Here is an 18,266-nt window from a genome sequence, read left to right as displayed (position 1 = left end):
GGTGTGCCCAGTCTGCCCGACCGACCGGCCTACCCCCGGCGACGGAGCTACCCTCGCGTCCGCGCCAACCGCCGGTTCAGGGCGCCGTTGAGCAGTGCGACGAGCAGACCGACCGCGAACACGAGCGTCCCGAAGCAGAGCACCTGCGGCGGCATCCCGGCCTTCGCGGCGCCGTACACGAACAGCGGGAACGTGACGGACGGCCCCGCCACGAACGAGGTGATGACGTAGTCGTCGATCGACATCGCGAGCGCGAGCAGCCCGGCGGCGAGCATGCCCGGCGCGAGGAGCGGCAGGGTGACGAGCCGGAACGCCTGGAACGGTGTCGCGCCGAGGTCGCTCGCCGCCTCCTCGAGCACCCGCGCGGTGCCGGCGATCCGCGCGCGCAGCACGACGACGACGTACGCCACGTCGAACGCCACGTGCGTGATGAGGATCGTCAGGAAGCCCGTGCCGAGTCCGACGGACAGGAAGAACGACAGCGATGCCGAGCCGACGACGATCGAGGGTGCGGCGATGTCGGCGAACACGATCGAGCTCACCACGCCGCGCCCCGGGAACCGGTAGCGCTCGAGGGCGAGCGCGAGGGGCAGGCCGATCGCCACGGACACGATCGCCGCCAGGAAGGCCACGACCACCGACGTCACGAAGGCCGACCCCAGCCCGGAGACGTTCCAGAGGTTCTGGTACCAGTACGTCGTGAAGCCGTTCCACGCGAACGTGAGCCGGTTCGTCGGTGCGTCGTTGAACGAGTAGGCGATCATGTAGACGATCGGCACGAGGGTGATCGCGATGACCACCCAGTAGACGACGGCGAGCCACGGCCCGCGGCGGGTCGCTCCCCCGCGGCGACGGCGACCGGGGCGGACGGCCGCGCCCGCGGTGACGGGCGACGCGGGCGCGGTGGGCCCCGGACGGGTCGGGCTGACGGCGGTCATACGAGGTCCTCCAGGTCGTCGGTGCCGGACACCCGGGCGTAGATGAACAGGATGATGCCGAGCACGACCATGAGCACGGTCGACAGTGCCGCGGCGACGTTGTACTGCTGGTTGCCGGAGTAGGCGTCCTGGATGGCCTGACCGATCGTGTACGTGTTGGTCCCGCCCAGCAGCGCCGAGTTGACCGGGTCGCCGACGCAGTCGATGAACACGAGCAGCACGCCCGCGAAGATGCCGGACCGTGACAGCGGGAGCGTGGTGTGCCAGAACGCCCGGAACCTCCCGGCGTACAGGTCGTGGGCGGCTTCGCCGAGCCTCGGGTCGATGCGCTCGAGTGCCGCGTAGATCGGCAGCACCATGAACGCGAGGTCGTTGTACGCGTCGCCGAAGATGACCGCCCCCGACGTACCGAGGATGTGGAAGTCCTTGCCGGCCAGGCCGATCGCCTGCAGCGTCGTCACGACCGGCCCCTGCGACGCGAGCACGAACGCCCACATGTCGGTCCGGATCACGAACGACACCAGGAAGCTGATGAACACGAGCATGAGCAACGGGTTCTTCCAGCGCGGCGAGACCCGGAACGCGATGAAGTACGCGATCGGGTACCCGACGAGGATCGTCACGATCGTGGCGGCGAGCCCGTACCAGAGCGAGCGGAGCAGGAACGTCAGGTACGGCACCTGCGGGTCGACGAACAGCGACGAGTAGATCCCGAAGTTCCACGTGAACGTGTAGCCGTCGTCGGGGTTCCCCGACATGAGCGACACGATGAGCCCCGAGACGAGCGGGATCACGAAGAACACGCAGAGGTAGACGGTGCCCACCACGGCCAGCAGGAAGGGCACGCGCAGTCGCCGTCGTGCCGGTCCGCTCCCGAGGCCGGCGAGCGCAGCCGTCCCGACGGTGGAGGTGCCGGGCCCGCTCACGACTGCACCACCGCGTTGAAGATGCCGTTCCACTCCGAGTACTCGTCGTAGTTCTCGAACACGCGGAACTCGTGCGACCGGTCGAGGACGTCCTGCGACGGGAACACGAGCGGGCTGTCGGCGACCGTGGGGTCGTCGAGCACGTCGCGGACGTAGGCCTGCGCCCCCGGGACCGGACACACGTAGTTGACGTAGTCCTCGACGATGCCCGCGATCTCGGGCGTGTAGTAGAAGTCCATCCACGCCAGGGCCGACAGCGGGTTCGCCGCCTGCCTCGGGATCATGAGGTTGTCGTGCCACATCATCTGCCCTTCCTCGGGCGTGACGAACTTCAGGTGCTCGAACCCGGACTGCTGTGCCTGGAACACGTCGCCGGACCACGCCTGCGTGATCCAGGTGTCGCCGTTCTCGAGCTTGTTGATGTAGCTCTGGTCGTAGAACCCGGTCACGCTCGGCCGGAGCTTCCGCAACCAGGCCTGGGCCTTCCGCCAGTCCGACGGCGTCGAGGTCTCCGGTGTGATCCCGTTGGCGAGCAGCGCGAGCGACCCGAGCTCGGTGTTGTCGCTCATCAGCCCGACCCGACCCCGGAACGCCGGGTCGAGGAGGTCCTGGAAGGACGTGATCTCGCGGTCGACGTACTTCGGGTTGTAGGCGAGCCCGGTGAACCCCGTCTGCCACACCACCGAGTGCGCGTTGTCGGGGTCGTACGTCGGGTCCTTGACGGAGTCGCCGGCGTACTTCGCGAAGTTCGGCAGCCGCGAGTGGTCGAGCTCGCACACGAAGCCGTTCTTGATCATCTGCGTCAGCTCGAAGCCGTTCGTCATCACGACGAGGTCGTACCCGGTCGATCCCTGTGCGCGGAGGATCGGCGACACCGTCGCGTAGAACGTCGCGTTGTCCTGGATCACCGCCTGGTAGTCGACGGAGATGCCGGTGGCCTTCTCGAACAGCTGCAGTGACTCCGACTTGCCCTTGTCCGAGTCGATGTAGAGCGGCCAGTTCGCGAAGTTCAGCTGCTTCGTCGGCTTCGCGTCCGCCCAGAACCGCTTCCAGTCGACCGGGTGGTCCGCGAGCGAGGCCGCCGATCCCTCGATGCTGCACCCCGCGAGCAGCGCGGCGATCGCGGCGGCGCCGCCGCCGGCGAGGAACCCGCGTCGGCTGACGCGCGCGGACGTCAGCCCGCGGAGCAGGTCCGGCCGCCCGCTCACGCGACCGCTCCTGCGGTCGCCGGTGCGGACTGGAGGCCCGGGTCGCCCTGGGTGGTGACCGTCGCGTCGGACGCGGGGTGCGCCTCCAGGCCGAATCCGTGGTCGACGCCCCACGTCAGCCAGACCTCGGTGCCCGGGGCGATCCGCGGCCCGCCCTTCGAGTTCTGCGCGAACACGGAGACGTGCCCGGCGCCGGGGACGTCGACCAGGTACTGCGTGCTCACGCCGGAGAACGAGACGTCGACGATGCGGCCGGGCCCGAGGATGTTCCGGCCGGCCTCGGGCGACGGCTCCGCGGTGCGGATCTTGAGCTTCTCGGGTCGGACGCCCACGACGACCCGGCCGGTGGTCGCGACGGCCCGGTGGGCGGGCACGGCGAGCGAGCCGGCCGCGGTCCGGACGACGAGCAGCGGTCCGTCGGTGCCCGTGACCTCGCCCTCGAACAGGTTCGACTGGCCGAGGAAGTTCGCGACGAACGCCGTCCGCGGCAGCTCGTAGAGCTCCTGCGGGCTGCCCAGCTGCTCGATCCGTCCGCCGTTCATGACGGCGACGGTGTCGGCCATCGTCATCGCCTCCTCTTGGTCGTGCGTGACGTGCAGGAAGGTCAGCCCGACCTCGGCCTGGATCGCCTTGAGTTCGAACTGCATCTGGTGCCGCAGCTTGAGGTCGAGGGCGCCGAGCGGCTCGTCGAGGAGCAGGAGCGCGGGCCGGTTGACGATCGCGCGGGCCAGGGCGACCCGCTGCTGCATGCCGCCGGAGAGCTGGGCGGGTCGCTTCGACGCGGACCCCTCGAGCTCGACGAGCCGGAGCGCCTCGCGCGCCTTCGTCACGGGGTCGGCGATCTTCCGGCGCTTCAACCCGAACGCGACGTTGTCGAGCACGCTCATGTGCGGGAAGAGCGCGTAGTTCTGGAAGACCGTGTTGACGGGGCGCTGGTACGCCTTGGTGTCGGTGACGTCCTGGCCGCCGATCGTGATCGTGCCGCTCGTGGGCTCCTCGAGTCCGGCGACGAGTCGGAGCGTCGTGGTCTTCCCGCACCCGGACGGGCCGAGCAGGGCGAAGAAGGAGCCTGCCGGGATCACGAGGTCGAGCGCGTCGACAGCGGTGTGGCCGGGGAAGGCCTTCGTGATCTGGTCGAGCCGCAGATCGGCTCCGGATTCGGCGAACGTGCCGGTCATTGCCATGGTGCCTCCTGCTGCTCGGGTGCTGGTCGTCGCGGGGTCAGCCCGTGTAGGACATGACGTGCTTGATGCGGGTGTAGTCGTCGAACCCGTACTGGGACAGGTCCTTGCCGTAGCCGGAGTGCTTGAAGCCGCCGTGCGGCATCTCGGCGACGATCGGGATGTGCGTGTTGATCCACACGCAGCCGAAGTCGAGGTCGCGGGAGCACCGCATCGCCCGCGCGTGGTCGGTCGTCCACACCGAGCTCGCGAGGCCGTACGCCACGTCGTTCGCCCTGGCCAGGGCCTGCTCCTCGGTCGAGAACCGCTGCACGGTCTGGACCGGGCCGAAGACCTCCTGCTGCACGATGCGGTCGTCCTGCCGGAGCCCGGACACGATCGTGGCCTCGTGGTGGAACCCGCGGTCGCCGATCCGGTGGCCACCGAGCTCCACGGACGCGTGGTCGGGCAGGTCGTCGAGGAACGACCGGACCTGGGCGAGCTGTGCCGCGTTGTTGACGGGACCGAACGCCGGGTCCACGACGTCCGGGCCGGTCCGGGCGTGCGTCCGGGCGTGCTCGACGAGGGCCGCGACGAACTCGTCGTGGATGCCGTCCTGCACGAGCAGCCGGGTCGCGGCGGTGCAGTCCTGCCCGGCGTTGAAGAACCCGGCGGCAACGATCCCGGCGACGGCGGCGGGGACGTCGGCGTCGTCGAACACGATGACCGGGGCCTTGCCGCCGAGCTCGAGGTGGGTGCGCTTGAGGTCGGTCGCGGCGGCCCGGGCGACCTGCATCCCGGCGCGGACGGAGCCGGTGATGCTCACGAGCTGCGGCGTGGGGTGGTCGATCATCGCGGCCCCCGTGGTGCGGTCGCCGAGGACGACGTTGAGGACCCCCGGCGGCAGGAACTCGGCGGCGACCTCGGCGAGCAGGAGCGTCGAGAGCGGCGTGGTGTCGCTCGGCTTGAGCACGGTCGTGTTCCCCGCGGCGAGCGCCGGCGCGACCTTCCACACCGCCATGTTGAGCGGGTAGTTCCACGGGGTGACCTGTGCGACGACGCCGATCGGCTCGCGCCGGACGAACGACGTGTGGTCGGGCAGGTACTCGCCGGCGCTCCGGCCCTCGAGGTTGCGCGCGGCACCGGCGAAGAAGCGGATCTGGTCGACGGACAGCAGGATCTCGTCCTGCACGAGGGTGGCCCGGGGCTTGCCGGTGTCGAGCGACTCGAGGTCGGCGAACTCCTCAGCCCGCCGTTCCATCGCGTCGGCGATCCGGAACAGGGCGAGCTGTCGTTCCGCCGGCGTCGTCCGCCGCCACCGGGTGAAGGCGTCGGCGGCCGTGGCGAAGGCGGCGTCGACGTCGGCCGCCGTGGAAACCGGAGCGGTGCCGTACACGTGCTCGTCGGTGGGCGCGACGAGGTCCATCGTGGCGTCCCCCCGCGCGTCGACGTGCTCGCCGCCGACGAAGTTCCGGAGCACGCCGGTGGGCGTCGCTGCCCCCGGAGTGGTGCTGCGGGAGCCTGTGTCACTGTCCAGCATGGCGGCGATACTGGCACGGAAAGCCCGGCGCGGGAAGAAGAATTCCGAGGTTGTGGAGAACTGTAACAACGGAAATCGTCGCGAAACATCGTGTTCACAACGAAATCCCTTGCGCACGGCACCCGCCGCTGCCATGCTGTCCGGCATGGCGGCAGCACCTCGACGTCCTGGTCCGATCGATGAGACGTCCAAGCGGATCATCGAGCAACTCCAGGCGGACGGTCGTCGCCCGTACGGCGAGATCGGCAAGGCGGTCGGTCTCAGCGAGGCGGCGGTCCGCCAGCGGGTGCAGAAGCTCACGGAGACCGGCGTCATGCAGATCGTCGCGGTGACGGACCCGATGCAACTCGGCTTCCACCGCCAGGCGATGATCGGCATCCGGGTCAGCGGCGACACCCGAACCGTCGCGGACGAACTCGAACGGCTGCCGGCGGTCGACTACCTCGTGATGACCGCCGGCAGCTTCGACCTCATGGTCGAGGTCGTCTGCGAGGACGACGACGGACTCATCGAACTGCTCAACGGCACGATCCGGGCGATCCCCGGAGTGGCCGGCACCGAGACGTTCGTGTACCTGCAACTCCGCAAACAGCTCTACGACTGGGGAACGCGATGACCATCCAACAGCCCACGCGCCTGGGTTCCTACGACCCGTTCGCCGCGGTCGACGACGCCGACCTGCAGCGCAAGTCGCGCGACCACCTCTGGATGCACTTCGCCCGGCACGGCGCGAACCAGGCGGGCGCCGACGTCCCGATCATCGTCCGCGGCGACGGCCACAAGGTCTACGACAGCCACGGCAAGGAGTACATCGACGGGCTCGCCGGGCTCTTCGTCGTCGCAGCGGGCCACGGGCGCAAGCGCCTGGCCGAGATGGCGGCGAAGCAGGCCGAGACCCTGAGCTTCTTCCCGATCTGGTCCTACGCGCACCCCGCCGCGATCGAGCTGGCCGACCGGTTGGCCGAGCAGGCACCCGGCGACCTCAACAAGGTCTTCTTCTCCACCGGCGGCGGCGAGGCGGTCGAGACCGCGTTCAAGCTCGCGAAGTACTACTGGAAGCTCCGCGGCAAGCCGATGAAGCACAAGGTGATCTCGCGGGCGGTCGCGTACCACGGCACGCCGCAGGGAGCGCTCGCGATCACGGGCATCCCGGCGATGAAGCAGATGTTCGAACCGCTCACCCCGGGCGGGTTCCGCGTGCCGAACACGAACTACTACCGCGCCGACGAGATGGGCTTCCCCGGCGGCACGGAGGAGGAGTTCGGCATCTGGGCGGCCGAGCGCATCCGGGAGATGATCGAGTTCGAGGGCCCGGACACCGTCGCCGCGGTCTTCCTCGAACCGGTGCAGAACTCCGGCGGGTGCTTCACGCCACCGCCCGGGTACTTCCAGCGCGTCCGCGAGATCTGCGACGAGTACGACGTGCTGCTCGTCTCCGACGAGGTCATCTGCGCGTTCGGCCGCATCGGCACGATGTTCGCCTGCGACACCTACGACTTCGTGCCGGACATGATCACGTGCGCCAAGGCGATGACCTCGGGCTACTCCCCCATCGGCGCGACGATCATCAGCGACAAGCTGTTCGAGCCGTTCTCGACCGGCGACACGACCTTCTACCACGGCTACACGTTCGGTGGTCACCCCGTCTCGGCCGCGGTCGCGATGGAGAACCTCGACATCTTCGAGGAAGAGGGGCTCCTGCAGAACGTGCAGGACAACGCGCCGCTGTTCCGGGCCGAGCTCGACACGCTGCGTGACCTGCCGATCGTCGGGGACGTCCGCGGCGCGGGTTACTTCTACGGCATCGAACTCGTGAAGGACAAGGCGACGAAGACGACCTTCGACGACGCCGAGTCCGAGCGGCTGCTGCGCGGGTTCCTGTCGAAGGCGCTGTTCGACGCGGGGTTGTACTGCCGCGCCGACGACCGTGGCGACCCCGTGGTCCAGCTCGCTCCGCCGCTGACCATCGGCCAGCCGGAGTTCCGCGAGATCACGTCGATCCTGCGGAGCGTGCTGACCGAGGCGTGGACGAAGCTCTGACATGAGCGCACACCGGGGCGTCTCGTTCTGGCTCGACGCGCTCGTCACGAGCGGTCGCGACGACCTGACGCCCCGGCCTCCGCTCGACGGCGACACCACGGCCGACGTCTGCATCGTCGGTGCCGGACTGACCGGTCTCTGGACCGCGTGGTACCTGCACCAGGCCGATCCGGGCCTCCGCATCGTCGTCGTGGAGCGTGAGATCGCGGGGTTCGGTGCCTCCGGCCGCAACGGCGGTTGGTGCTCCGCCCTGTTCCCGGCGTCCGCGGCGTCGATCGCGGAACGCCACGGGCACGACGCCGTCCGCGCACTCCGCGCGGCCATGCGCGACACCGTCGACGAGGTCGGCCGGGCTGCCGCCGAAGCCGGTGTCGACTGCGACTTCGTGAAGGGCGGGACCGTCCTGTACGCGCGGTCCGCCGTGCAGGAACGTGCGGCCCGGGCCGAGGTCGCGTCGGCCGCCGAGTGGGGCGACGACATGACGTACCGCGACGCCCGTCCCGGTGACGCCGCGGGCACCGCGGGCGTCTCGTGGACACCCGACTGCGCGCGCGTGCAGCCCGCTGCGCTGGTCCGTGGCCTGGCGGCCGCCCTGGAGGCACGGGGCGTCCGGATCGCCGAGCAGACGTCCGCCTCGTCCTGGGACCACGGCCGGGTGGTCACCTCCCGCGGGACCGTCACGGCCGGCGCGGTGGTCGTCGCGGTGGAGGGCTACGGCGCACAGCTCGAACAGACGCGACGACGCGTCCTGCCGCTCTACTCGCTCATGATCGCCACCGCACCGCTGCCCGCTACGGTGTGGGACCGCATCGGGCTCGAGCACGGGCAGACGTTCTCCGACCACCGGCACCTGCTCGTGTACGGGCAGCGCACCGCGGACGACCGGATCGCGTTCGGCGGCCGCGGCGCCCGCTACCACTGGGGTTCCGCGATCCGTCCCGGGTACGACCGGGTGCCTCGGGTGTTCGCCCACCTGCGCCGGGCGCTCGTGGAGCTGTTCCCCGCCGTCGCCGACGCCCCGGTGACGCACTCCTGGGGCGGCCCGCTCGGCGTCCCGCGCGACTGGTGCGCCTCGGTGACGTGGGACGGTCACGTCGGGACCGCGGGCGGCTACGTCGGCGACGGCCTCTCGACGACGAACCTGGCGGGCCGGACCCTCGCCGACCTCGTGCGCGGGGTGTCCTCGCCGCTGACCGCGCTGCCGTGGGTGAACCACCGGTCGCCCGACTGGGAGCCCGAGCCACTGCGGTTCCTCGGGGCGAACGCCGGGCTCCTCGCGACCGACCTGGCCGACCGCGAGGAAGCCCTGACCGGCCGGCCGAGCCTCGCCGCCCGGCTGATGGCACCGCTGACAGGAGGGCACTGATGACCGACACCGCACCGGACACCGACGTCGTGGTGGTGGGGGCCGGGGTCTCCGGTCTCGCCACGGCCCGCGCACTCGCGCTCGCGGGTCGGAGCGTGGTCGTGCTCGAGGCCCGCGACCGGATCGGCGGCCGCACCTGGACCGACGACGCCCTCGGGGTACCGGTCGACCTCGGCGCCTCATGGATCCACGGCGTGGACGGCAACCCCCTCTGGGCCCTGGCCCCGGCGCTCGGCATCGACACCGTCGAGTTCACCGTCGGGAGCTTCCAGTACGCCGGCCGTCCGATCGCCTGGCACGCACCGGACGGCCGTCGGCTCACCCCGACCGAGGCGGCGTCGTTCGTCGCCGACCTGCACGCCGTCGACGAGGCCCTGCCCGCCGTGGTCGAGCACGCCCCGCCGCCCTCGACCTACGCCGCCGCGGTCGACACCGTCCTGCGCGCCCTGCGGATCGAGGGCGACCGGGCCGTCCGGGTGCGGGAGTTCATGGCGCACCGGTCCGAGGACCTCTGCGGCGCTCCCGTGACGGTCCTCGACGCGCACGGCCTCGACGAGGAGCACGTCGCCGGGGACGAGGTCGTGTTCCCGGGTGGGTACGGGCAGTACGCCGCCGCGTTCGCCCGCGGGCTGGACGTCCGGACCGGCCACGAGGTGCGCTCGCTGCACGCGACCGACCAGGACGTCACCGTCGTGCTGGCGGACGGGACGCGCCTGCGTGCCGCGCACGCCGTCGTCACGGTGCCGCTCGGGGTGCTGCAGGCCGGTGGCGTCGTGTTCGACCCGCCGCTCGACCCGCGCGTCCGGGGTGCGATGGACCGGCTCGGCATGGGGACCTACGACAAGGTCTTCCTGCGGTTCCCGTCCCGGTTCTGGGGCGACGACTGGGTCCTCCGGCAGCAGGGTCCCGCCGGGGTGGACTTCCACTCCTGGTACGACATGTCACGGGTGACGGGCGAGCCGGTGCTCGCGGCGCTCCTCGGTGGCACGGGTGCGCGGCGGGTCGAGGAGCTCCCGGACGTGATGATCGTCGACGAGGCGGTCACCGCGCTCCGCCGGATGTTCGGCGACGTGCCAGCGCCGGAGTCGTGGCGCATCACCCGGTGGGCCACCGATCCCCACGCCCGCGGGTCGTACTCCTACCTGCACGTCGGCGCCTCGCCGGACGACCACGACCTGCTCGGCACGCCGTCGGGTCGGGTGCAGCTCGCCGGCGAGGCCACGTGGGGTGAGGACCCCGCCACGGTGCACGGTGCCCTGCTCTCGGGGTTGCGCGCCGCCGGGCGCCTGCTCGGACACGACGTCGACCCGCTGACCCTCGCCGAACCGGTCAGCGTGGTCGGAGCTCCCGGCGCGGTCGGCGTTCGCGACGCGGGCGGCGACTGAGGACACCCACACGGTCCGCAGCCCGGAGGGACCGCTCGCGGGTGCGACACTGGCGACCGTGAGCGCGACGACCGCACCGACCACGCCGACCGGAGCCCAGCACGAGCACCGTGCGCCGGTGGCCGTCGCCGTCCTGGTGAACCTCGCCCTGAGCCTGTTCCTGCCGGACCAGGTGCGGTTCTTCCCCGCGTGGGTGGTCCCGCTCCTCGGCGTCCTCCTGCTCACGCCGCTCATCGTCTTCAACCCGCGGCGGCTGACCCGCGAGACGACGTGGTCGCGGTGGGTGTCGACCGCCCTCGCCGTGCTGCTCACCCTCGCGAACCAGTTGACGGTCGTGCGGACGGTCGACCAGCTCCTGCACGGCCACCCCGACGGCGGCGCGGTCCTGGTCACGGCGCTCCAGGTCTGGGTGAGCAGCATCATCGCGTTCGGGCTCGTGTACTGGGAGCTCGACCGCGGTGGTCCGGTGGCCCGTCGTCGGCCGGGGCTGTGGGCGACCGCCCGCGCCGACTTCCAGTTCCCGCAGGAGACCGACCCGCGCTCGGCCGACTGGCGACCGGTGTACCTCGACTACCTCTACGTCGCGTTGACGAACATGATGGCGTTCAGCCCGACGGACACGATGCCGATGACGACGCGGGCGAAGATGATCATGGCCTACCAGTCGGTCGGCGGGTTCATCCTGCTGGCCCTCGTGATCTCGCGGGCGGTGAACATCATCAACTGACCGTCCGGCCGACGAGCGCTTCGGACACGTCCCACAGCCGTGCCGCGTCGTCGTCCCGGAGCAGCGGCGCCCACGGCTCCCGTCGACCGGCCGGTCCACTCGTCTGACCGAGCCCGGTCGGACCGACGAACGCACCGTCGAGCGAGGGATCGGTCGCGGCCAGGAGCGCCGGCTCCGCTGCCGAGGCGGGTGTCCCCGCGAGGATGCCGCGAGCGGACAGCCACCGGATCATCCGGACCGAGACCGTGTCCCCGGACCGGCCGATCTCCGGACGCGCGGCGAGCAGGTTGGTGGGGGCGACACCCGGGTGGCTCACCGCGGCCGACACCCCCCAGCCGCCGGCCCGGCTCCGGCGGCCGAGCTCGAGCGCGAACAACGCGCACGCGAGCTTGGACTGGGCGTAGGCGCGAGCGACGTCGTAGTCCCGCTCCGACTGCAGGTCGTCCCATCGGATCGACGCCCGTCGCGCGGCCACGCTCGACTGCATGACGACGCGTCCATGAGCGCTCCGCAGCAGGGGCAGCAGCTCGCCGACCAGGGCGACGTGCCCGAGGTGGTTCGTCCCGAACTGCAGCTCGAAGCCGTCCCGGGTCCTCTGGCGCTGCGGCGGGTTCATCACCCCGGCGTTGCCGACGACCACGTCGAGCGGTGTGCCCTCCGCGCGCAGGCGTTCGCCGAGCGCTGCGACGGACGCCAGCGACGCCAGGTCGAGGTCCTCGAGCACCACCGCAGCGTCGGGGTGACGGTCGACGATCTCGGCGACCGCTGCCGTTCCCTTGTCGCGGTTCCGCACCGGCACCACGACCTCGGCTCCGGCGCCGGCGAACCGCGCCGCGATCTCCAGCCCGATGCCGTCGCTCGCGCCGGTCACCAGCACCCGCCGCCCGCCGAGGTCCGGGAGGGTCAGCTGTTCGTTCCGTGCCATGGTCCACCTCGTCCGTCCTGGTCCGCTCCCGACGAGCGCCCGGGGTGATCCTCTCGCCGACCCCGCGGGCGCAACCACGGCCCGTCGATCCGTGGCTCAGGAGTCAGCGCTGGGAGAGGATGGGCGCATGATCGACCGAGCGTCCCTGGCGGGGTTCCTCCGCAGTCGTCGTGCGTCGCTGCAGCCGGAGGACGTCGGACTGCCCCGTGGCGCGCGCCGCCGCACGAGCGGGCTCCGGCGTGAGGAGGCGGCGCTCCTCAGCAACATGTCCGTGGACTACTACGCGCGCCTCGAGCGCGAGCGCGGACCCCAGCCCTCCGACCAGATGCTCGCGTCCATCGCCCAGGGCCTCCGGCTGACGATCGCAGAGCGCGACCACCTGTTCCGGCTCGCCGGCCACGAACCCCCGACACGGGCCTCCGGCGGGGACCACGTGAGCCCCGGTGTGATGCGGATCTTCGACCGGCTCGCGGACAGTCCGGCCGAGATCGTGACCGAGCTCGGTGAGACGCTGCGGCAGACACCCCTCGCCGCGGAGCTCACCGGGGACGCGAGCGGACGGCGGGGTGACGACCGGAGCATCGGGTTCCGGTGGTTCACCGACCCCCGTGCCCGGGAGGTACACCCCGTGGAGGACCACGCCTTCCTCTCGCGGTTGTACGCCTCGGGCCTCCGGGACGTCGTCGGCCGCCGCGGGCCCGGATCGCGCGCAGCCGGCATGGCAGAACGACTGCTCGCCACGAGCGCCGAGTTCCGGGAGGTCTGGGCCCGGCACGAGGTGGGCATCCGGCCGCGGGACCAGAAGACGTACCGGCACCCGGAGGTCGGCGTGCTCACCCTCCAGTGCCAGGTGCTGCAGGACCCCGACAGCTCGCAGAGCCTCCTCGTCTTCACCGCGGAACCCGGCAGCGAGTCCGCGGAACGACTCCGGTTGCTCGCGGTGGTCAGCGCGGCGGTGGGGCACCGCTGACAGACCCTTGCGCTCGTTGATCATGTGGTCAACAATGGCGCTCATGGACGTCCTCACCGCCGGACCGCAGCCCTCGCCGCTCCGGGAAGACCTTGACCGACCACGGAGGTCGACCCGGGTCGCCCTCGTGCAGACCCGCTGGCACGCCGACCCCGACGCGCACCGCTCGGTCCTGGCCGACGGCATCGCGACCGCCGCACGTGCGGGCGCCGACGTGGTCTTCCTCCCCGAGCTGACGCTGTCCCGGTACCCCGCCGACACCCCGGCGACCGGGACCCCGAAGGACTCGGCGGAGTCGCTCGACGACGGGCCGACGACCACGTTCGTGCGGGGCCAGGCCGCCGAGCACGGGATCCTGGTGCACGCGTCGCTGTACGAACGGCCCGCCGACGACGACCGGGCCGAGGACCCTCGCGGCTACAACACGGCGGTGCTCGTCGGCCCGGACGGCTCCCTGGTCGGCCGGACGCGCAAGACGCACATCCCGATCAGTGCCGGCTACCACGAGGACGCCTGGTTCCGGCCGGGCCCCGCCGTCGATGCCTTCCCGGTGTACGAGGCTGCGGGTACCCGCATCGGTCTGCCGACCTGCTGGGACGAGTGGTTCCCCGAGGTCGCCCGGGCGTACTCGCTGGCGGACGCCGAGGTCCTCGCGTACCCGACCGCCATCGGTTCCGAGCCGACCTTCCCCGACTTCGACACGGCCCCGATCTGGCGGCACGTCATCGTCGCGAACGGCATCACGGCCGGACTCTTCATGGTGGTGCCGAACCGGTGGGGCGACGAGGGCGACATCACGTTCTACGGCTCGTCGTTCATCTCCGACCCGTTCGGGCGAGTCCTCGTCGAGGCACCGCGCTCGGGTGACGTCGTCCTCGTCGCGGACCTCGACCTGGAGCAGCGCACCGAGTGGCTCCGGCTCTTCCCGTTCTCCCTCACGCGGCGCCCCGACCTGTACGGCACACTCACCGCCCCCGTCGACGAGGACCGCCACGCCTTCGGCGCCCGCGAGGCGGCCGACCGCGCGGTGGCGGAGCAGCAGGCTGCCGCCCCCGCGGCCGGGGCGAGCGCCGTCGGACGGACGGTGCGCGCATGACGTGGACCATGCCTCCCGAGACGGCACCGCAGGACCGGACCTGGATGGCGTTCCCCCGCCCCGGCCTGACCCTCGGCGACGACGCGGCGAGCGCCGAGGCCGCCCGCGTCGCCTGGGCGACGACGGCGAACACCATCGCGGACCACCAGCCGGTCACCGTGGTCGTCGACCCCGTGGCCAGGGCGGACGCTCGACGGCTCCTCGCGGGTGACGTCGACGTCCTCGAGGCACCCCTCGACGACTTCTGGATGCGGGACTCCGGGCCGACGTTCGTCACCGACGGCGATCGACTCGGCGCCGTCGACTGGGTGTTCAACGGCTGGGGTGCGAACGCCTGGTCGACCTGGACCCGGGACGCGGCGGTCGCGGCGACGGTGGGCACCGCGGCGGGCGCCGAGCTCCTGCCGTCGCTCCTGGTGAACGAGGGCGGTGCGATCCACGTCGACGGACAGGGACGGGTGCTCGTGACGGAGACCGTCCAGCTCGATCCCCGGCGGAACCCCCACCTCGACCGAGCGCGGGTCGAGGCGGAGCTGGCGCGGACCATCGGCGCGACCGAGGTCGTCTGGCTGCCGCGTGGCCTGACCCGGGACTACGACGGCTTCGGGACGCGGGGGCACGTCGACATGGTGGCGACCTTCGCGGCGCCCGACGTCGTGCTCCTCCACGCCCAACCGGATCCCGGGCACCCGGACCACCTCGTGGTGCCGCAGATCCGTGCGGCGCTCGAGACGGCGATCGGGCCGGACACGGCGATCGTCGAGCTCCCGGCACCGGGCACCCGCGCCGACGAGGGCGGGCCCGTCGACTGGAACTACGTCAACCACGTGGTGGTGAACGGTGCCGTGATCGCGTGCGGGTTCGGGGACGCGGTCGCCGACGACCGGGCGCGCGGCATCCTGGCGGAGGTGTACCCGGGGCGTGCGGTGCACACGATCGACGCACGCGAGGTCTTCGCCCGTGGTGGCGGGCTGCACTGCATCACGCAGCAGCAGCCGAGCACCGAGGCGTAGCCGCGTCCGGCCCGCGCGGCTCAGTCCCCCGGCGCCAACCCGAGCCGTGCCTGCAGCCAGGCGACCCCGGCGGCGAGCGCGGCACGGGCGGTGATCCAGCTGTGCGCCTCCCCGGGGACGACCCACGTCGCGACGTGCATGCCGGCGGCCCGGGCGCGCGCCGCCATGCCGGGCATGACGGGGCCGTAGGTCCGGTCGCGGGCGCCCACGGCGAAGAACGCGTCCGTCGAGCGGAACGGTGCCCCGGCGGCGAGGAGTGCTGCGGGCTGCGCGGCCAGGTACGCGGCACGGTTGCCGGCGAAGCCCTTCGCGATGGTCTCGGCCTCGGTGCCGAGCGTGGGGCCCTCCTCACCGGAGACGTCGATCAGGTTCCCGAAGCGCGAGGGGTCGCCGGCGCCGAGCTGGATGGCGCACGTGCCGCCCTGGGAGAACCCGCCGATGGTCCACGCGGACGCGGCGGTCTGGACGCGCAGGTGCGCCTCGATCCACGAGGGGACGTCCTGCGTCAGGTACGTGCGGCTGTTGCCGAGCGCGCCGTCGACGCACATCGGGTTGCCGGACTGCGGGCCGAGCTGGTCGGGGACGACGACGATCGGGGTCAGACCGCGGTCGACGGTGGCGAGCGCGTCCATCGTCTGCTCGATGTGGCCGCCGTTCTGCACGTCGTCGGGGCCGGCACCTCGCGACTGTCCGGACAGCAGCACGTCGACGGGCAGGTACGGGGCGTCGGGCGTCAGGGCCGCCGGGGGCAGGTAGAGGAGGGCCTGCCGGGCGGCGAAGTGGGACCGGGTGGCGGGGATCGTGACGTGCAGGAGTCGTCCCTGCGCGGGCATGTCGGTCGGTGCGGTCCAGCTCGTGGCGAGGTCGACGGTGGCGGGTGCGTGTCCGGTCGGGTCCTCGGTGGCCGGGATCTGCCCGTCGGGCACGGACGAGGCGGGCACGGACGAGGTGGGCACGGACGAGGCGGCGGCGGACGCGGCACCGGCGGAGGCCGTGCCCCCGTGGACCGCGACGGTGCCCGACGCCGAGGCCGTCGGGCTGGCCGCCAGCACGCCGTCGTGCCGCCCCGCGCCGACGGCGATGCCCCACCCGCCGACCGCGCCGACCACGAGCCCCGCCGCGACCCCGACCGCGACGAGCCGGACGGGTCCGCTGCTGCCTGCTCGTGTTCGTGCCATCGGTCGTCCTTGCCCTCGGGGTCCGCGTCGGCGGGTCGGCCGGCGGTGCTGTCGGCTGCCCACGGCGGTGGGCGCCCGAGCGTGAGCGTAGGGTCCGGCACCGGGAACGGACCCCCGAGCACGGGCGGATCGCTGAGGGTCCTCGTGGCCGTCCCGCAGCGACCGTCGAGCACCCCCACAGCAACTGACATGACGTCTAGCCGCTGTCGTTCCGGTGGACACGGCGTCGGGTCAGCTGGACCGGAGCCCGTCGGTACAGTGCTGCAACCGGTCCGGGCGACGACGCCCTGCGGCCGCAGCCGTGGCACCGGTCGGGTGTCGAGGAGGGAAGTCAGATGGCATCACCCACCGTGGTCCCCACCGTCGGTGCTCCTGCGCGGGGCGGTGCCCTGAAGCGGAACCTCGGGCTGTGGGCGATCGTCGGCCTCGGGCTCGGCTACATGACCCCGACGGTGGTGTTCGACACGTTCGGGATCGTCTCCGACGAGACGAACGGTGCCGTCCCGAGCGCGTACCTCGTCGCGCTCGTGATCATGCTGCTCACCGCGATCAGCTACGGCAAGATGGTCCGGGTCTACCCGGCCGCCGGGTCCGCCTACACCTACGTGCGGGAGTCGATCCACCCGAACGCGGGCTTCATGGTCGGGTGGGCCTCGCTCCTCGACTACCTGTTGCTGCCGATGGTGAACGCGCTGATCATCCGGCTCTACCTCGAGCAGGTGTTCCCGGCGCTGCCGTCCTGGGTGACGGTCGTCGTCTACACGGTGTTCGTCACGACGGTCATCTGCCTGTCGATGCGCGGCACGTCGAACCTCAACATGGTGCTGCTCGTCGGCGCGGTCCTCGCGATGGTGGCGTTCGTGGTCTTCGCGGTCATCGAGCTCGCGGAGGGCGCCGGTGCGGGCACGGTCGTCAGCGCGGAGCCGTTCGTGCACGACGGGGTGACGATGTCGGCGCTCCTCACCGGCGCGACGGTGGTGTGCTTCTCGTTCATCGGCTTCGACGCGGTGACCATGTACGCGGAGGAGGCGAAGAGCATCCGCATCATGCCGAGGGCCATCATGCTGACGGTCCTCCTCGGCGGCCTGATCTTCCTCGTCGCCTCGTACTCCGCCCAGCTGCGCTTCCCGACCAACGCCCCGTTCGGCGAGTTCACCGACGACCCGCTGCCGCAGATCGGGCTGCTCGTCGGCGGTCGGGTGTTCCAGGCGGTCCTCGTCTCGGCGGGCTTCGTCGCCGCGCTGGCGTCCGGACTGGCCTCGCACGCAAGCGTCGCGCGGATGCTCATGGTGATGGGACGGAACAACGTGCTGCCGAAGCGCGTGTTCGGCTACGTGCACCCGAAGACCCGCACGCCGGTGTTCAACGTCATCGTGGTCGGCGCCGTCACCCTGCTCGCGATGACCTTCTCGCTCGACACCATCTCGTCGTACATCAACTTCGGCGCGCTCGTCGCCTTCACCTTCGTCAACGCCACGGTGATCGTGCACTTCGCCTGGCGGCAGGGCCGGCGACGCACCCCGGCGGACGTCTGGCGGTTCATCGTCCTGCCGGGGGTGGCGATGGTCCTCACCGGCGTGCTGTGGTCGCAGCTCCACGCCGACGCACTGATCGCCGGAGGAGTGTGGGCGGCGATCGGCTTCGCCTACCTGCTCGTGATCACGAAGGGCTTCCGGGTCGCTCCGAAGGGCTTCGACGAGAACCAGCCCGTCACCGGCGTGAACAAGCAGCTGACCGACGCCGAGTTGTAGGAAGAACAGCAGGAACCACGGACCACGTCCACCAGGGACACCA

General features: G+C 71.6%; 16 protein-coding genes. 9 read left to right on the top strand and 7 right to left on the bottom strand.

The features are described 5' to 3' along the window. Positions 1-47: 47 nt before the first annotated feature. The 5 genes from Csp2054_RS04525 to Csp2054_RS04505 are packed head-to-tail and all read right to left on the bottom strand — an operon-like array spanning position 48 to position 5,772. Positions 48-938 carry an ABC transporter permease gene (locus Csp2054_RS04525; protein WP_096898117.1) on the bottom strand — a complete coding sequence of 297 codons (891 nt, stop codon included), beginning with the start codon at positions 936-938 and terminating at the stop codon, positions 48-50. Next, complete coding sequence (locus Csp2054_RS04520) at positions 935-1,864, bottom strand: ABC transporter permease (protein ID WP_217990865.1); 930 nt, start codon at positions 1,862-1,864, stop codon at positions 935-937. Before Csp2054_RS04520 ends, Csp2054_RS04525 begins: the two co-directional genes overlap by 4 nt. After that, positions 1,861-3,072, bottom strand: a complete 1,212-nt coding sequence (locus tag Csp2054_RS04515) for a PotD/PotF family extracellular solute-binding protein (protein WP_096898116.1) — start codon at positions 3,070-3,072, stop codon at positions 1,861-1,863. The genes Csp2054_RS04520 and Csp2054_RS04515 overlap by 4 nt, the downstream gene beginning before the upstream one ends. Then, positions 3,069-4,250: an ABC transporter ATP-binding protein gene (locus Csp2054_RS04510; protein ID WP_411897135.1), complete on the bottom strand. Its 1,182-nt coding sequence runs from the start codon at positions 4,248-4,250 to the stop codon at positions 3,069-3,071. The genes Csp2054_RS04515 and Csp2054_RS04510 overlap by 4 nt, the downstream gene beginning before the upstream one ends. Before the next feature lie 43 nt (positions 4,251-4,293). Continuing rightward, positions 4,294-5,772 carry a gamma-aminobutyraldehyde dehydrogenase gene (locus Csp2054_RS04505; protein WP_096898114.1) on the bottom strand — a complete coding sequence of 493 codons (1,479 nt, stop codon included), beginning with the start codon at positions 5,770-5,772 and terminating at the stop codon, positions 4,294-4,296. Positions 5,773-5,905: 133 nt separating this feature from the next. Here Csp2054_RS04505 and Csp2054_RS04500 point away from each other — a divergent pair, with 133 nt between their 5' ends. Genes Csp2054_RS04500 through Csp2054_RS04480 form a run of 5 tightly spaced genes read left to right on the top strand, consistent with a single transcriptional unit; the run spans position 5,906 to position 11,290 of the window. Next, positions 5,906-6,388: an Lrp/AsnC family transcriptional regulator gene (locus Csp2054_RS04500; RefSeq protein ID WP_096898113.1), complete on the top strand. Its 483-nt coding sequence runs from the start codon at positions 5,906-5,908 to the stop codon at positions 6,386-6,388. Further along, positions 6,385-7,812: an aspartate aminotransferase family protein gene (locus Csp2054_RS04495; RefSeq protein WP_096898112.1), complete on the top strand. Its 1,428-nt coding sequence runs from the start codon at positions 6,385-6,387 to the stop codon at positions 7,810-7,812. The genes Csp2054_RS04500 and Csp2054_RS04495 overlap by 4 nt, the downstream gene beginning before the upstream one ends. A 1-nt stretch (position 7,813) precedes the next feature. Further along, positions 7,814-9,178 carry an NAD(P)/FAD-dependent oxidoreductase gene (locus Csp2054_RS04490; protein ID WP_096898111.1) on the top strand — a complete coding sequence of 455 codons (1,365 nt, stop codon included), beginning with the start codon at positions 7,814-7,816 and terminating at the stop codon, positions 9,176-9,178. Next, positions 9,178-10,563, top strand: a complete 1,386-nt coding sequence (locus tag Csp2054_RS04485) for a flavin monoamine oxidase family protein (RefSeq protein ID WP_096898110.1) — start codon at positions 9,178-9,180, stop codon at positions 10,561-10,563. The genes Csp2054_RS04490 and Csp2054_RS04485 overlap by 1 nt, the downstream gene beginning before the upstream one ends. 58 nt (positions 10,564-10,621) lie before the next feature. Next, positions 10,622-11,290 carry a DUF1345 domain-containing protein gene (locus Csp2054_RS04480; RefSeq protein WP_096898109.1) on the top strand — a complete coding sequence of 223 codons (669 nt, stop codon included), beginning with the start codon at positions 10,622-10,624 and terminating at the stop codon, positions 11,288-11,290. Here the strand turns inward: Csp2054_RS04480 and Csp2054_RS04475 are convergent. Beyond that, positions 11,283-12,215, bottom strand: coding sequence for an SDR family oxidoreductase (locus Csp2054_RS04475; protein ID WP_096898108.1), 933 nt, complete (start codon positions 12,213-12,215; stop codon positions 11,283-11,285). The genes Csp2054_RS04480 and Csp2054_RS04475 overlap by 8 nt on opposite strands. A gap of 127 nt (positions 12,216-12,342) precedes the next feature. On the opposite strand from Csp2054_RS04475, the gene Csp2054_RS04470 reads away from it, so the two are divergent. From Csp2054_RS04470 to Csp2054_RS04460, 3 genes are read left to right on the top strand one after another with little or no spacing between them, the layout of a single operon-like run. Beyond that, positions 12,343-13,185 carry a helix-turn-helix transcriptional regulator gene (locus Csp2054_RS04470; protein WP_096898107.1) on the top strand — a complete coding sequence of 281 codons (843 nt, stop codon included), beginning with the start codon at positions 12,343-12,345 and terminating at the stop codon, positions 13,183-13,185. A 43-nt stretch (positions 13,186-13,228) separates the two neighbouring features. Further along, positions 13,229-14,281 (top strand): nitrilase-related carbon-nitrogen hydrolase, encoded by a 1,053-nt coding sequence (locus Csp2054_RS04465; protein WP_096898257.1) that lies wholly within the window; start codon positions 13,229-13,231, stop codon positions 14,279-14,281. Continuing rightward, complete coding sequence (locus tag Csp2054_RS04460) at positions 14,278-15,294, top strand: agmatine/peptidylarginine deiminase (RefSeq protein WP_096898106.1); 1,017 nt, start codon at positions 14,278-14,280, stop codon at positions 15,292-15,294. The genes Csp2054_RS04465 and Csp2054_RS04460 overlap by 4 nt, the downstream gene beginning before the upstream one ends. Before the next feature lie 20 nt (positions 15,295-15,314). Here the strand turns inward: Csp2054_RS04460 and Csp2054_RS04455 are convergent, their stop codons facing one another. Then, entirely contained in the window at positions 15,315-16,472 is a 1,158-nt protein-coding gene (locus Csp2054_RS04455) for an alpha/beta hydrolase (RefSeq protein ID WP_096898105.1), read from the bottom strand. A 335-nt stretch (positions 16,473-16,807) separates the two neighbouring features. Between Csp2054_RS04455 and Csp2054_RS04450 the strand changes: the two genes are divergently transcribed. Continuing rightward, positions 16,808-18,223, top strand: a complete 1,416-nt coding sequence (locus tag Csp2054_RS04450; RefSeq protein WP_096898104.1) for an APC family permease — start codon at positions 16,808-16,810, stop codon at positions 18,221-18,223. Positions 18,224-18,266 lie beyond the last annotated feature (43 nt).

Origin of the sequence: Curtobacterium sp. 'Ferrero' (assembly GCF_002412165.1) — a bacterium.
Taxonomy (GTDB): Bacteria; Actinomycetota; Actinomycetes; order Actinomycetales; family Microbacteriaceae; genus Curtobacterium.
This window is presented reverse-complemented; position numbering and strand designations above follow the sequence as displayed.

Excerpts from the sequence above, each read along its gene's own strand:
- Csp2054_RS04485 (WP_096898110.1), top strand. The coding sequence starts at position 9,178 with ATGACCGACACCGCACCGGACACCGACGTCGTGGTGGTGGGGGCCGGG.
- Csp2054_RS04465 (WP_096898257.1), top strand. The coding sequence starts at position 13,229 with ATGGACGTCCTCACCGCCGGACCGCAGCCCTCGCCGCTCCGGGAAGAC.
- Csp2054_RS04475 (WP_096898108.1), bottom strand. The coding sequence starts at position 12,215 with ATGGCACGGAACGAACAGCTGACCCTCCCGGACCTCGGCGGGCGGCGG.
- Csp2054_RS04470 (WP_096898107.1), top strand. The coding sequence starts at position 12,343 with ATGATCGACCGAGCGTCCCTGGCGGGGTTCCTCCGCAGTCGTCGTGCG.
- Csp2054_RS04450 (WP_096898104.1), top strand. The coding sequence starts at position 16,808 with ATGGCATCACCCACCGTGGTCCCCACCGTCGGTGCTCCTGCGCGGGGC.
- Csp2054_RS04500 (WP_096898113.1), top strand. The coding sequence starts at position 5,906 with ATGCTGTCCGGCATGGCGGCAGCACCTCGACGTCCTGGTCCGATCGAT.
- Csp2054_RS04495 (WP_096898112.1), top strand. The coding sequence starts at position 6,385 with ATGACCATCCAACAGCCCACGCGCCTGGGTTCCTACGACCCGTTCGCC.
- Csp2054_RS04490 (WP_096898111.1), top strand. The coding sequence starts at position 7,814 with ATGAGCGCACACCGGGGCGTCTCGTTCTGGCTCGACGCGCTCGTCACG.
- Csp2054_RS04525 (WP_096898117.1), bottom strand. The coding sequence starts at position 938 with ATGACCGCCGTCAGCCCGACCCGTCCGGGGCCCACCGCGCCCGCGTCG.
- Csp2054_RS04455 (WP_096898105.1), bottom strand. The coding sequence starts at position 16,472 with ATGGCACGAACACGAGCAGGCAGCAGCGGACCCGTCCGGCTCGTCGCG.
- Csp2054_RS04505 (WP_096898114.1), bottom strand. The coding sequence starts at position 5,772 with ATGCTGGACAGTGACACAGGCTCCCGCAGCACCACTCCGGGGGCAGCG.
- Csp2054_RS04510 (WP_411897135.1), bottom strand. The coding sequence starts at position 4,250 with ATGACCGGCACGTTCGCCGAATCCGGAGCCGATCTGCGGCTCGACCAG.
- Csp2054_RS04460 (WP_096898106.1), top strand. The coding sequence starts at position 14,278 with ATGACGTGGACCATGCCTCCCGAGACGGCACCGCAGGACCGGACCTGG.